At 74.3% G+C, this 13,551-nt stretch carries 10 protein-coding genes and 1 pseudogene; 1 reads left to right on the top strand and 10 read right to left on the bottom strand.

Features of this window, described 5'->3' with window-relative positions:
* Together WN71_RS42425 and WN71_RS38825 are read right to left on the bottom strand one after the other, a co-directional pair.
* Positions 1-997: pseudogene (locus WN71_RS42425) on the bottom strand (hypothetical protein); the annotation flags it as partial.
* A gap of 131 nt (positions 998-1,128) precedes the next feature.
* Positions 1,129-2,385 carry an MFS transporter gene (locus tag WN71_RS38825; RefSeq protein WP_046590020.1) on the bottom strand — a complete coding sequence of 419 codons (1,257 nt, stop codon included), beginning with the start codon at positions 2,383-2,385 and terminating at the stop codon, positions 1,129-1,131.
* A gap of 150 nt (positions 2,386-2,535) precedes the next feature.
* On the opposite strand from WN71_RS38825, the gene WN71_RS38820 reads away from it, so the two are divergent.
* A complete protein-coding gene (locus WN71_RS38820) occupies positions 2,536-3,468 on the top strand; it encodes a LysR family transcriptional regulator (protein WP_046590019.1) in 933 nt (310 codons plus the stop codon).
* A gap of 9 nt (positions 3,469-3,477) precedes the next feature.
* Here the strand turns inward: WN71_RS38820 and WN71_RS38815 are convergent, their stop codons facing one another.
* The 8 genes from WN71_RS38815 to WN71_RS38780 all read right to left on the bottom strand — a co-directional run bounded on the left by WN71_RS38815 (position 3,478) and on the right by WN71_RS38780 (position 13,193).
* The gene (locus tag WN71_RS38815; protein WP_046590016.1) at positions 3,478-4,191 is read right to left on the bottom strand and encodes a spherulation-specific family 4 protein; all 714 of its coding nucleotides are present in this window, start codon (positions 4,189-4,191) and stop codon (positions 3,478-3,480) included.
* Positions 4,188-5,117, bottom strand: coding sequence for an NAD-dependent epimerase/dehydratase family protein (locus tag WN71_RS38810; protein WP_046590014.1), 930 nt, complete (start codon positions 5,115-5,117; stop codon positions 4,188-4,190). Before WN71_RS38810 ends, WN71_RS38815 begins: the two co-directional genes overlap by 4 nt.
* An 8-nt stretch (positions 5,118-5,125) precedes the next feature.
* Entirely contained in the window at positions 5,126-5,839 is a 714-nt protein-coding gene (locus WN71_RS38805; protein ID WP_046590012.1) for a nucleotidyltransferase family protein, read from the bottom strand.
* A 42-nt stretch (positions 5,840-5,881) separates the two neighbouring features.
* On the bottom strand, positions 5,882-6,883 hold the full coding sequence (locus tag WN71_RS38800) for an SDR family NAD(P)-dependent oxidoreductase (RefSeq protein WP_046590009.1): 1,002 nt from the start codon (positions 6,881-6,883) through the stop codon (positions 5,882-5,884).
* Between the two features lie 95 nt (positions 6,884-6,978).
* Complete coding sequence (locus tag WN71_RS38795) at positions 6,979-8,370, bottom strand: hypothetical protein (protein ID WP_240529918.1); 1,392 nt, start codon at positions 8,368-8,370, stop codon at positions 6,979-6,981.
* Positions 8,371-8,378: 8 nt separating this feature from the next.
* Positions 8,379-9,905: a GT4 family glycosyltransferase PelF gene (pelF, locus tag WN71_RS38790; RefSeq protein ID WP_046590005.1), complete on the bottom strand. Its 1,527-nt coding sequence runs from the start codon at positions 9,903-9,905 to the stop codon at positions 8,379-8,381.
* Between the two features lie 82 nt (positions 9,906-9,987).
* Positions 9,988-12,129 carry a hypothetical protein gene (locus WN71_RS38785; RefSeq protein ID WP_046590004.1) on the bottom strand — a complete coding sequence of 714 codons (2,142 nt, stop codon included), beginning with the start codon at positions 12,127-12,129 and terminating at the stop codon, positions 9,988-9,990.
* A gap of 536 nt (positions 12,130-12,665) precedes the next feature.
* A complete protein-coding gene (locus tag WN71_RS38780; RefSeq protein WP_046590003.1) occupies positions 12,666-13,193 on the bottom strand; it encodes a hypothetical protein in 528 nt (175 codons plus the stop codon).
* Between the last annotated feature and the right edge of the window lie 358 nt (positions 13,194-13,551).

Raw genomic sequence — 13,551 nt, 5'->3', positions numbered from 1 at the left:
GGGTCCGGTGGGGCGGGCCGTGGGGAGGTCCGTGGGCCGGGACCTGGGGAGGTTCCGTGGGCGGGGCGTGGGCGGGCCGGTCCGCCCCGCGTTCGCCGGGGGCGGGCGTCTCGGCCCACAGCTCCAGCAGCAGCGGGGACCCGTCCGCGCCGTGGACCGCCAGGGGGCGCGCGGGTGGTCTTCGGCCGGCGGTGTCCCGCAGGGCGGCGAGCACCCGGTGGGCGTCTCCCGGGGCCATGGCGAGGGCGAGGGCGTCGGCGGTGGCGGGGGTGGGCGCGGGCGCGGGCTCGGGCTCGGGCTCGGGCGGGCTGGGCGGGGTGCTTCCGGCCGGGGCGCCGGCCGCTTCCGCGGCCTCGGTGAACGGCGCTCCCAGCAGGGCCCGCAGCCGCGCGTCGGCGGTGATCGTGGACGTCACCGGGTCCCAGGTGAACCGCCCCACGCGGGCCCGGTGCGGGCGCAGCGCGGGCGGGCGCACGCCGAGCGGCTCGGTGTCCCAGACGATCGTGGAGTCGTCACCGGCCGCGAGCGCGCGCAGATCCGCGCCGAGGTCCTCGGCCAGCAGCGCCAGGCGGTCGCCCTCGGGCGCGTCGCCGGTGGTGTCGGAGGTGGCGGGGTGCAGCAGGACCAGGACGCCGTACATCTCCGAGCGGCCCGGGACCGGCGCGTACATGGAGCCGAACGGGAAGGGCAGACCGGCGGCGAACTGCGGGTAGCGGCGCATGGTCTCGGTCGCGTCGGGCAGCGCCACCTGCACGCCGAGGCGGTAGGCGTCGGCGGCCGGGAAGGGCCGGTCCACGTGCAGCCGCCACCAGGGCCGGAACAGGGCTCCGGGAAGTCCCGAGAGGGTGGCCAGGCGGAGCACGCCGGAGGTGGAGGAGCGCAGGTAGATGCCCGCGGCGCGGCCGCCCGCCGTGCCGAGCACCTGCGTGGTGGTCTCGGCCAGCAGCGCGGCCAGCCGTCCGGGCGTCCCTCCCCCTTGCTCCCCGCTCCCTTTCATCAGGTCCTACCTCGTCCGTGCGCCACCGGGTGGCTGACACAGCAAGAATGCGCCACCACCGGCGCGTGCCGCACCTGGGCGGAACGGATCGACGCCCCGCCGCGGGGGAGTCCCGGCGCGGCCGTCCGCCGTCACGCCTCGCTGGCCACCGGGCGTGCCTGCGCCTGCTGCGCACGGTCACCGCGGGGCAGCAGCAGCGGGGTCGCGAGCAGCGCGAGGCCCGCGGCGGCCAGCGCGGGGCGGGTGCCGACGAGACCGGCCAGCAGCCCCCACAGGGCGGTCAGACAGGCGATGCTCGTCTTGGTGGAGATCGACCACGCGGTGAGGGTGCGGGCGACGCGGTCGGTGCCGGTGTGCTCCAGCTTGTAGGTCGCGAGGACCGGGTTGAACACGGCGCAGCAGGTGATCAGGCCGAACTCCACGCCCATGACGAGCGCGAGCCCGCTCCATCCGGGCCCGACGAAGGCCAGCCCGACCGGCCAGCAGGCGCGCAGGGTCCCGGCGGTGAGCAGCACCCTGCGCTGCCCGTAGCGGGCGGTCAGCGGGCGGGACAGCCGCGAGCCGACCAGTCCGCCGAGGCTCGGCAGCGCGAACGCGAGGCCGTACTGCCAGGGCGAGAACCCGAGCCGGCCGAGCATGAGGACGGCGAGGAGCGGCGAGCCCGCCATGATCAGGCCGTTGTTCAGGGCGGCGTTGAAGAACAGGGGACGCAGGACCGGATGGGTGAGGATGTGGCGCCAGCCGGCCGCGAGGTCGCCGGCCGTGAACCGGGCGGCACCGCCGCCGCGCTCGGGCCGGGCCTCGGTGCCGCCCATGGCCCGGATGCCCACGGCGGACAGCAGAAAGCTCACGGCGTTCGCGGCGACGGTCACCACCGGCCCGAGGACCCCGAGCGCGAACCCGCCCAGCGGCGGCCCCAAGATGGTGGCGCTCCAGGACGTGGACTCGAAGCGGGCGTTGGCGCTCAGCAGCCCGGAGCGCGGCACGAGGTCCTTGAGACATGCGCCGCTCGCCGAGGTGAACGCGATGTCGGCGGCGGCGACCAGCACGGACACGGCCAGCAGCCAGCCCAGGGAGAGCGCGCCCAGCCAGTACGCGAGCGGCACCGTCAGCAGCGCCGCGCAGCGGACCAGGTCCATGGCGATCATCACCGGCCGCTTGCGGCGGAACTCCACCCACGGGCCGAGCGGCACCGCGACGAGCGCGGCGACCGCGAGCCCCGCCGCGGACAGCAGCGAGACCTGGGTGGAGCCCGCGTGCAGCACGCGGATCGCGATCAGCGGGAACGCGTCGAACGCCAGCCAGGTACCGAACGTGCTGACCGCGAACGCCGCCCACAGCCATCCGAACCGCCGCCCCAGCGGCGCCTCGGCCCCCGCACTCCGCACGCCCGACCCTCCTGTCCCACAGCCTCACCTCGACCGCGCCATCCAAGCCATCCGGCGACCCGAGCGCAAACAACGACCGGGCCGCCGTTCCACAACCACCGGTTGTACCCGGAGCCCGGAGACGCTCCGCCGAGGTCCTAGGCTGTCCCCGTGCACCTCGACGCCGTCCGTACCTTCGTCGCCGTCGCCGACTCCGGCCGCTTCCAGGAGGCCGCCGCCGTCCTCGCCGTCACCCAGCAGGCCGTCTCCAAGAGGGTCGCCGCCCTGGAGAAGGACCTGGGCGTACGGCTGCTCACCCGCACCCCGCGCGGCGCCCGGCTCACCGTCGACGGCCAGGCGTTCCTGCCGTACGCCCGCGCCCTGCTGGAGGCCGAGGAGCGCGCCCTCGCCTCGGTGCGGCCGGGGCGGCGCGCGCTGCGCGTGGACGTCATCGGCCGCCGGCTCGCCCCGGCGGCGCTGCTGCGGGACTTCCACCGGGCCCACCCGGACGTCGAGCTGGACGTCGTGACCCTCTTCGACGCCGAGGCAGCGCTCGTGGCGGTGGGCGCGGGCACCGTCGACGCCTCGTTCCGGGCGGTCACCGTGCCCGCGGACCGGCTGCCCGAGGGGATCCGCGCGGTCCGCGTCCAGGACGAGCCCGTACAACTGCTGACCGGTCCGGCGCATCCCCTCGCCGCGTCCCGTTCGCTCGCCCCGGCCGCGCTCGCGGGGCGGCGGATCTGGATGCCGGGCAACGCGGCGGGCACGGAGTGGGCCGCGTTCTACGACGAGCTGGCGGCCGCGTTCGGCCTGACCATCGACGTCGTCGGCCCGCACTTCGGCACCGAGCCGCTGCTGGACGCGGTCGCCGACTCCGCGGACCTCGCGACGTTCGTCGGCGAGGGCACCCACCTGCTGTGGCCCGCGGCGTACGACCTGCGGCGCATCCCGCTGCGCGACCCGACGCCGGTCTACCCGCACTCGCTGCTGTGGCACGCGGACAACACCCACCCCGCCCTGCCGGTCCTGCGCGACCACCTCACCACCACCGGCCCCCACCCGGACGCCCCGGGCACCTGGCACCCCGGCTGGGAAGCCCGCTGACCCGGCTTCCTACCTCCGCTGCCCCTCCCTGCCGTCCCCCTGGCCCGCGCCGCCCGCGATCTCGGTGGCCTCCTCCGTCAACGCCGGGGTCAACTCCTTCCAGGGGTTGGGGAGTTCGCCCGTGACCGGCCCGTGGACCGCCGCCCCCCGCTGCCGGGCCGTGCGGATCGCCAGGGGGACGAGCGGGGCGGGGACCCCGTAGACGAGGTGGCAGATCCGCTCCGGGGGGAAGCGTGCCGTCCAGGGCGGGCTGCTGAAGGCCGACACGTACGTCGACCAGGAGCCCTCGAAGGTGACGACGAGGTCGGCCGTGCGGAGGTAGCCGGGGGCCGGGTACACGCCCGGGTTCAGCACCACCGGTGCCGCTCCGAGCCGTCGAACCCGCTTCACCAGCCGTCTGCACGCGGGCAGTTCGGGCGGAGAGGCGGTCATCTGGTCGAGGAAGCAGCCGTCGGCGCCGTACCAGTCCAGATGGCGGGAGACGTCGTCGGCGACCTCGGCCGCGGGCCGCTCGCCATAGGCCGTGTCGACGTAGCCGAGCACGCGGCCGCCCGCCGCCCGCACGGCCGCGGCCGCCGCGGCGAACGCCGGGTCGGGCCGCCGCCCGGGTCCGCTCGCCGGGTTGAGCACGACGGCGTACGTCTGCCGGGCACAGCGGATCAGCCGGTGCCAGGCGGCCGGGTCCTCGGCCGGGTGCACATAGAGCGGGACCAGTACGCTCACCGCGGCCCGCCGCCGTCGGGCGGCCCGCCGAGGTCCCGATGTCCGCCCGCGGCCCACAGCGCGGTCAGGGAGTCCTCCAGGGACAGGGTCGGCCACCAGCCGAGGACGTCCCGCGCGGTCGTGATGTCCGAGCACTGCCAGGACACCTCGCCCGAGCGGGCCGAGCCGTCCGCGTCCTCCTCGATCCGGCCCCGGAAACCGGCGATCCGGGCCAGCGTGTGCACCAGGTCGCGCACCCGCACCGCCCCGCCGCCGCCGATGTTCACCACCGGCGGCAGCGGGCCCGTCGCCGTCGCCGCGAGGACGGCCGCCTCCGCGGCGTCCCGTACGTCGACGAAGTCGCGGTACGCCGACAGGTCGCCCAGCCGGATCACCGCGCCGGGGTGCCCGCCCGCCTCCGTGAGCAGCGCGGCGACCCGGCCCGGCAGCCCGGTGGCCGGGGCGCCCGGCCCGACCGGGTTGCCGACCCGCAGCACCACCGCGTCCAGCCCCGAACAGGTGACGGCCACCGTGCCCGCCGCCTTCGACCCGCCGTACGGCGACGCCGGCCGGACGGGCGTGGACTCCGGCACCCGGGTGCCGGCGACGCCCGGCCCGTACTCGGCGGCGGAGCCGAGGTGGACCAGTCGCGCGTCCGGCGCCGCCTTGCGCAGCGCCTCGCACAGGGCGGCCGGGCCGGCGGCGTTGACCGCGTGCAGCACGGCCGGGTCGCCGCCCACGGCGCCCGCGCAGTTGACGACCGCGTCGGGCGCCGCGGCCCGCAGCGCGTCCGCGAGCGCGCCGGGGTCGCCGGACACGAGATCGACGGGCACGTCCGCGGCCCGCGACCGGCCCCCGGTGAGCAGCCGTACCCCGGACCGGACCCGCACGCGCTCGGCGACATGCCCGCCCAGATAGCCGGTCGAACCCACGACGAGAATGCGCATGACGACGGTCAGGCTCCCTTGAGCAGCAGCGACTTGCGGGTGGTGAACTCCGCGTTCGCCCGGTCGTAGTCGTCCGGCCGGCCTATGTCGAGCCAGTACCCGTCGAAGTCGTACGCGTGCGGCGGGCAGTCCGACTTGAGCAGGTCCAGCACCAACTCGTCGAAGCCGAGCGGCAGTCCGGGAGTGTAGCCGTCGAGGGTGTCGCGCGAGAGGCCGTAGACGCCCATGGACACGCGGTAGTCCATGCTGGGCTTCTCGGTGAAGGCGACCACCCGGCTGTCGTCGGTGGTCAGCACGCCGAAGTCGATGTGGACCTTGCGGGCGTACGTGGCGATGGTCAGCGGGGCCCCGGAGTCGCGGTGCCGGGCGAGGACGTCACCGAAGTCGAGGTCGGTGAGCACGTCGCCGTTCATGACGAGGAACGTCTCGGGCAGCCGCTCCCGCATGGTCAGCAGCGGGCCCATGGTGCCGAGCGGGCTGTCCTCGGTGGCGTAGTCGACGTGCAGGCCCCACCGGTCGCCGTCGCCGACGTAGGCGCGGATGATCTCGCCCAGGTGCCCGATCGCGATGGTGCAGCTGGTGAAGCCGGACGTGGCGAGCTGGCGCAGCACGATCTCCAGGATCGCGTGCTGGTCGCCGATCGGTACCAGGGGCTTGGGCAGCGCGGTCGTGTAGGGCCGCAGCCGTACGCCCTTGCCTCCCGCCAGGATCACTGCGTGCACGGGTGTCCTCCTCGTGTGGGATGTGTGTCGTGCCGGGCGGGATCAGATGTTGTAGATGTCGGTCTTGTAGCGGGCCAGGTTGGCCGGGTCGCGGAAGAACTCCACGGTGGCGGCGAGCCCTTGCTCCAGGTCGTGCGCGGGCGCCCAGCCGGTGGCCGCGCGCAGCCGGGTCGCGTCCGCGACCAGCCGCATCACCTCCGACTTGGCGGGCCGGATGCGCCGGGCGTCCTCGCGCACGTCGACGTCGGCGCCCATCACCTTGCCGATCAGCGCGACCAGGTCGCCGACGGAGATCTCGCCGCCGGTACCGGCGTTGAAGGTCCGCCCGACCACCCGCTCGGCCGGCGCGGTGCCGACCGCGAGGAACGCCTGCGCGGTGTCCTTGACGAAGGTGAAGTCGCGGGTGGGCCGCAGATCGCCGAGGGTCAGCGTGTCGGCGCCGGCCGCGAGCTGCCCGATCACGCTCGGGATGACCGCCCGCATCGACTGCCGCGGCCCGAACGTGTTGAACGGCCGCAGCGTCACCACCGGCGTCTCGAAGCTCGCGTGGTAGCTGTCCGCGAGCCGGTCCCCGCCCGCCTTCGAAGCGGCGTACGGCGACTGGGTGTTGATGGGGTGGTCCTCGGTGATCGGGACCGTCCGCGCGGTGCCGTACGTCTCGCTCGTGGACGTGTGCACGAGCCGTGGCGTGCCCAGCGCGCGCACCGCCTCCAGCACGTTGAGCGTGCCGGTGACGTTGGTGTCCACGTAACTGTGCGGCGCCTGGTAGGAGTACGGGATCGCGATGAGCGCGGCCAGGTGGTAGACGCAGTCGGCGCCCTCGGCGAGCGCCCGGACCGAGCCGGGGTCGCGGACGTCGCCGAGGACGATCTCCACCTGGTCGAGGGTGTCCTTCGGCAGGGTCTCCAGCCAGCCGTACGAGGAGAAGGAGTTGTACTGGGCCATGGCCCTCACGCGATGTCCGGAGGCCACCAGTGCCTCGGTGAGGTGGGAGCCGATGAAGCCCTCGGCCCCGGTGACGGCGGCGAGCGGTGCGCAGGTCAACTCGCTGGTCCTTCCAGTCGGTTGTGCGGTGAGTGGGACAGGATGACGTGCTGGTCCCGCCGGTTCGGCGGGTGGCGCCGTTCGGTCGTGGACGCTCAGGCGTGCGCGGCGGGCCGCCCGAGCGAGCGCAGCGCGCATCCCGCGAGGGCGGCCGCGGCGGCGCCGCAGCACAGCGAGAGCGCCAGTGGTCCCGGCGGTGGACGAAGGACGGTGAGCGCGACCGCCGAGGCCGCGGCCAGGACGCACAGCGCCGCGGGTGGCCAGGCCACCCCGAACGCCTGGAGCAGCAGCGCCGTCCAGAGCGTGGCCGCGAGCAGCAGCAGCGGGGCCGGCGGGGCGCCGGTGAGCAGCGCCGCGGGCAGCAGCGGCGCGAGATACAGGGCGAGACACAGGGCGAGGACCGCGGCGGTGCGCCCACGGAAGGCACGCGGTGTCGCGGTCGCCCGCAGGGCCGACACCGACAGTCCGCGGAAGCGGTACAGCAGCCACTCGGCGGGTCCCATGCTGAGCGTCAGCGCGATCACCGCCCACGGATGCTGCCGCGCCTCCAGCAGCACGAGCACCCCGGCGGCCAGCCCGAACAGGCCGTACGGCAGCGAGCGCCGCACCGCGGGGGAGACGGCGCCGGGCGCGGGGGGCGCCGACAGGGCGGTCCTCAGCACCCAGCCCGCCAGGGCGACCGCGGCGAGCAGCGACCCGAGCGGCAGGGCCGCCCGCAGCGTGTCCCCGGGCTCGGTGACCGTGAGGGCCGCCGCCCCGGCCGCGACCGGGCCGAGCGCGGCCAGCAGCAGCCACTCCCGGCCCAGCACCAACAGGACGCCCGCGGCCGCGAGATAGAGCGACTGGCCCGCGGCGAACAGCACCGCGCCGGGCTCGTGGGCGAGCGCCGCGCCGGCCGCCGTCGCCAGGCACGCCCCGAGCGGCGCGCCCACCAGCAGGGTGCGGCCCGCCTCGCGGCGCCCGGCGGCCATCCGCAGATAGGTGCGATGGCCGAGGCCCTGGCCCCACGCCCAGGAGACGAGCCCGGCCGCGACCAGCGTGTCCGCGCTCCGCTCCGCGTGCCACAGCCGCCCGGCCAGCAGATAGGCGAGTCCGGGCAGCGCGAACAGCACGCCGCGCAGCAGGCAGCGCACATGGTCCGGGCGCCACGCGTCGGCGGGGCGGGCCGGCTCCGGGAAGGTGCGCGGCACCCGTTCGTACAGGGCGGAGGCGAGCGAGAACAGGTCCGGATGCCCGTACCGTTCCTGGATCACCTCCACGGTCAGCCCCTCGGACTCCAGTAACGCCGCCACCTCGTAGGGGTGCACGGCGGGTCCGACGCGGTCGGCGAGGTCGGCGGCGAGCCGGTCCACCTCCGCGCCCCGGCCGCCGGGCAGCCGCAGCGCGAGCGTCTCGTCGCCGACCGTGCGCAACGCGAGCGTGCGGTCGTCGGCCAGCCGCAGGGACAGCGTGGAGTCCCCCTCGCCGCCCGGCGGTTGCAGTGCCATGGGCCCGCTCACCCCGCCACGCTCCTCAGGGCCACGGTCGCGGGCTCCGCCTCGACGACCGCCACCGGCGGACGGCGCACCGGAAGGGCGGGACCGCGCAGCGACAGGTCGAGATAGATGGCCCGGAACGCGTCCACGGTCTGCCGCAGGGTGAACTGCTCGATCACCCGCAGCCGCGCCGCCTCGCCCATGGCCCGGCGCCGCGCGGGATCCGCGAGCAGCTCCAGGGCGGCCGCGGCCATCGCGGCCGGATCACGCGGCGGTACGACCAGTCCGCTGTCGCCGACCGCCTCGCGCACCCCGCCGACGTCGGTGGAGACGGTCGCCCGCCCGCACGACATGGCCTCGATCAGGGTGAACGGGAAGCCCTCGCTGATGCTGGAGAGCATCACGACGTTCCCGGCCGCGTAGGCGTCCTTGATGTCGTCGACGCGGCCCTCGAAGGTGACCGCGTCCCCAGCCCCGAGGCCGGCCGCCAGCGCCTCGCACCGCTCGCGGTAGGCCTCGCCGCCGCGCGGGGTGCCGCCGAACAACCGCAGCCTGGCGCCCGGCAGTTGCTCGCGGACCAGGGCGAAGGCCCGGATCAGCGTCTCCAGGTCCTTGATCGGGTCGACCCGGCCCGCCCAGCTGAGCACCGGGCCCTCGGGCTCGGGTCCGGCGGGCGGGAACGCGGCCGGGTCCACGCCGTTGTAGACGGTGCGGATGAGCGCCGGGTCGGCCCCGCCGCGTTCCTCCCAGACCCGGTTGTAGCGGTTGCCGGGCGTGATCAGCGCGGCGCGCCGGTAGGTCTCCTCGGCCAGCAGCCGGAAGAACCCGAGGACGACCGCCTTCACGGGCCAGCGGTAGGGCGCCGTGCGATAGCCGAGGTACCGCTCGCGCAGATAGACGCCGTGCTCGGTCAACAACAGGGGCACGCCGTGCCGTTCGAGCGCGGTCAGGCCCGGCAGCACGGCGACGCCGCCGCTGACCGCGTGCGCCACGCCGTCCTCGGGCGGCGGCGCGGCCAGCGGGCGCAGCGCGTGTTCCAGGAGGGTGGTCGCGGTGAGCGCGTCGTGCAGGGTGGGCCGGGACTCGCGCACCACCATGCCGGGCCGGTTCCACACGCCGGTGAGGACGGCGAGGGCGCGGTCGCCGCGCAGGAACGGGCTGAGCCGCCCGTCCGCCGCGGCCGCCGCGAGCGCGGAGAGGGCGGGCGCGAACCCGTCCTCCGCGCACGGGTCGAGCAGCGCGGTGACGAACCGTTCGTAGGCCCCGGCCAGCCGGCGCTCGGCGCGGCCCCTGGGCGGTTCGCCGTCGGGGGCGGGGCCCCACATGGGCGCGGTGACGACCTTCGAGACCTGCGCGGGCAGATCCCACACGATCGGTTCGCGGCCGGTCCCGGTGACCGCGACGACGTCGAAGTCGATGTCGGGCATCCCCGTGACGATCTGGTCGCACCACACGCTCACGCCGCCGTGGCTGTGGGGATACGTTCCTTCGGTGAGCAGGGTGACGCGCGTTGAGCCGGGGCGTCGCGCGCCGTGATGAACGTGCATGGATGGGCTCCGCCGTGGTCTGAGGTGGGCCTGGCGGTTCCGGCCGCGGATCGCGCGGCCGGAACCCTTGGGCGTGCGGCTGTCAGCGGTGCGGGGAGTACGCCACCTTGCGGGTGGTCCCGGCGGGCACCCGGGTGCGGGGCGCCGTCTTCCGTGCGGCGGCCTTCGCGGCGGCCGTCGAGGCGGGCTGGACCGCGGTGACGGAGGCCGTCGACGAGGGCAGGGCCAGGGTCAGGGTCCCCGCGGACGGGGTGGTCCAGCCGGACACGGCGCCCGCGTACGCCGAGCCGAAGGACCCGGTGCCCTGCGTGGTCCCGCTCGGCGCGGTCGCGGTCACCGCGAGGCCGGACGGCGCCTGGACGGTCACCGTGTCACCGATGCGGTAGGCGGTGACCTGCCCGGCGGCCACCGCGGACTGCCAGGCGGCGCGGCGCTGGAGCTCGACGCCGATGTCCTTCATTCTCAGGTTCACCACGGGGGTGTCGTCCGCGAACAGGGCCGCGTATCCGTCCAGTACGCCGTCCAGGACCGGGTAGGCGATGCGGTCCTCGGCGAGGTTGGACTGGTGGATGTAGTGCGGACGGGGGTCGTTGGACAGCACGTGACCGAGGTCGATCCGGGTCTCCAGCGGCACGATGTAGTCGCTGTAGCCGGTGGACGTGGACAGCGGTGCCGACAGGCAGGTGGTGGTGGCGGGGTTGTCCTCGCACAGTCCGCTGCCGCCCTGCGCCCGGCTGGTGTAGATCCAGTTGTACTCGTCGACCTCGTCCGCCTGGCGCCCGGCGTTGTAGTACACGTTCATCGGGTAGCGCGGCACGGTCAGCGCCGAGCCCGCCGAACGCTGCGTGGACTCACGGGAGTTGTCCGAGGCGAGCCAGGTGACGCCGTTCGCGGCGAGGGCGGGCGCGAGGTTCGGGTTGTCCACGGTCTGCTGCGGCAGCACCTTCAGGCCGGAGTGCTCGCCGGTGACCAGTTCGGAGGAGTCCAGGGTGAGCCCGTTGGTCTGTGCCCAGGCCTTGTTGTTCGCGATCTCGCCGTTGATGTCGCTCTGGCTCACCCACTGCGTGGCGCCCGACGCGGTGGTCTGGCAGACCCACGGCACCACGGTGGTGTTCTGCACGCAGCCGAGGAACGGGTGCGTGTAGGTGTGGTTGATCCAGCGGAACTGGTTCTTGTCCGCGATCAGTTTGTCCGCGAGCTGGTCCGTGCCGTCGTTGTCCTCGCGCTCGTCGACGCTGCCGCCGCCGTTGAACGCGAGGTCGAGGGTGAAGTTCTGCCGCTGCTCCCACGCCACCGCGTAGTCGGCGTCGTCCGCGGTCATGCGCACGGTGCTCTCGGTGCCGCCGCTCGTGGTGCAGTCGATGTCACCGGGGGTGCAGTTGAGCTGGCTGTTCCAGCGGTCGTCGGAGAGGAAGACGTCGTCCACGTGGACGGCGAAGTAGTTGCGCGAGGCGCCCAGGTGCACGCCGCCGGTCATCCATTCGACGATGCCGCGCGACAGCAGCCGGAACTGCTCCTGGTACTGGTTGTAGACGAAGGTGACGACGAGCTCGCGGCGCCCGTCGTGCTTGTACTCGCCCACCAGTGAGCCGCGGCCGGAGCCGCCGGGTATGGGCGCGTCGACGTAGGTGGTGAAGTCGGCGCCGGCGGCCGGCGTCGACAGATAGCCGTAACTCTCCGCGACACTCGTGGAGTTGTCCTCGAACGGCACATTTCCGTCCAGGTAGCCGAACGGGCCCGACTTGCCGGCCGCCGTCACCGACGCCGTCACGCCGTCCAGGCTGCCGGAGTACCCGCTCGTCGGGTACGACAGACCCGCTTCTGGACGCGCGTAGGTGTAGGCGTCGACCTGCGGGATCGAGTACGTCTGCTCGTAGGTCGCGAGGGCCGTCATCTCGGCCGAACCGGACGCGAACGGGTTGTCGTTGGGCAGGACCACCGCCTGGAACCTGGCGCGTGGCCGCCCGTCCACGGTGTCCGACAGGAAGGCCGCGTCGATCGTCGGCCGCCCCGACTGCGTGAGGTCGACCTCCGTGAACGGGGTTCCGTCCGACTGGAGTTCGGCGGCGATGGCCTGGGTTGCAGGCCCTCCGTCGCTGACGACCAGGACGCGTAAGTCGATGCGCGGCGCGACGTCGTCGGCGTGCGCCGTGCCGGCCGGCAGGCCCAGCGACACGATCAGCGCGCCGATCGCGGACAGGGCCGTGCGAATGCTCCGCTTCATGCGGTGAAGTCCCTCCCCCAGGACGTGTGGTGGGCACCGCTCCGCAGCGGACCGACACCCCCGTGCGGAACCCGCTGCCCCCCTCAGGCCCGGTCGCCCCGCATCAGTCGTGAGACATAGTGGGGCTCCTGTGTGGCATTTGTGTGCGTGCTGCGAAACATGACGGAAAAGCGCACGTATCCAATAGGCGCTGAATGACGTCAGAGAGACTGAGGGGGAAGTGTCGGGCGCGACGCGGGAGGTGTCGTGCCGGGTGCCCGGTGCGCCGGTTGCCCGCAGGTGGAGGCCGGTTGCGGACGCCCCGCCCGGTTCCGTGTTCGTGCCAGTGGTCTGGACCACGTGTCGCGTGTGCGCCATTGATCGAATTCGGCCAGGAAAGGCCGGTATGGGTACGGATCGGTGTCGGCCGGGCGGCCGGATCGAGGCGGGTACCGATCGCCGCGCGGTGAACCGTCGGCCGAAGGATCGGTGAGGGATGGCGAACGGCCGGCCGCGGGATCCGCGCGGCCGGCCGTCGGGTCGAAACTGAGGGAGGGTCAGGAGGCGCAGAGCACGCGGGTCTCCGGCGTGTAGACCGGTCCGCCGCTGGTGTTCGTGCCGTCACTGAACTCGGCGTAGAAGTACGAGTAGAAGCCGACGTTGCCGTTGCAGCCGGAGTCCGCGGCGATCTGGAGCGTCAGCGTGACGGTCCGGCTCTGTCCGGGCGGAACGGTGGCCCCGTAGTCGGTGCCCAGGTTGGTGGGCCCGGTCCCGGTGCAGGGCGTGCTCCCGGCCGCCGTGGCCAGCGCGCAGTCGGTGAAGCTGTACTTCAGGTCCGGCCGCTGGGTGGTCAGCCAGGTCGGGTCGATCGTCTGGTACACGAACAGCACGTCGTACGTCTTGTTGTTGGTGAGCGTCATCGACAGGTGCACGGTGCCGCCCGGCTGGACCGTCGCGCTGTCACTCGTGAACGTGACGTCGGCCGGGTTCGGGTCCGCGCTCGCGGCCGGGGCGAGCCCGAACAGGGCGATGAAGAGGGCGAACACGGCGGCGAGACCTAAGTGTCTGGTGTGAGTGCGTCGCATGGCCCGGGAGGCTACGAGAGCCGCGCCGGGCCCGTCTGCCCCATCCGGCACGGCCCGATCGCCGGGCGGCCGGAAGCGTGCGTAGTGTGAAGGCGGTGTGACGACACCGTCACGGGGTGTGTCCGCCGATGTCCCCGCACGACGCACGGCCACGGCGACGTGTCCCGCGGGCGGCCGCGGACGGCCGTTGCGCGCCGTGGCCCGGAGGGTCGGCAATGGCGGAGATCCGGTGGGTCGAGGGTGCTGAATCCGGCGTTCCGGACAGCGGGTCGGCGGAGGATCCGGCCAAGGTGATCGATTTCGGCCCGGGGCGGGGAGCGGGGAGCGGGGCGGGGGGCGGGAGGGCGCACGGCGGGTG

The organism is Streptomyces mangrovisoli (assembly GCF_000974985.2).
Taxonomy (GTDB): domain Bacteria; phylum Actinomycetota; class Actinomycetes; order Streptomycetales; family Streptomycetaceae; genus Streptomyces; species Streptomyces mangrovisoli.
Note: the sequence above shows the minus strand (reverse complement) of the source record. Positions and strands in the feature narration are given on the sequence as shown.

Bases quoted from the DNA above. Each gene is read 5' to 3' on its own strand.
- WN71_RS38810 (WP_046590014.1), bottom strand. From the start codon at position 5,117: ATGCGCATTCTCGTCGTGGGTTCGACCGGCTATCTGGGCGGGCATGTC.
- WN71_RS38795 (WP_240529918.1), bottom strand. From the start codon at position 8,370: ATGGCACTGCAACCGCCGGGCGGCGAGGGGGACTCCACGCTGTCCCTG.
- pelF (WP_046590005.1), bottom strand. From the start codon at position 9,905: ATGCACGTTCATCACGGCGCGCGACGCCCCGGCTCAACGCGCGTCACC.
- WN71_RS38785 (WP_046590004.1), bottom strand. From the start codon at position 12,129: ATGAAGCGGAGCATTCGCACGGCCCTGTCCGCGATCGGCGCGCTGATC.
- WN71_RS38780 (WP_046590003.1), bottom strand. From the start codon at position 13,193: ATGCGACGCACTCACACCAGACACTTAGGTCTCGCCGCCGTGTTCGCC.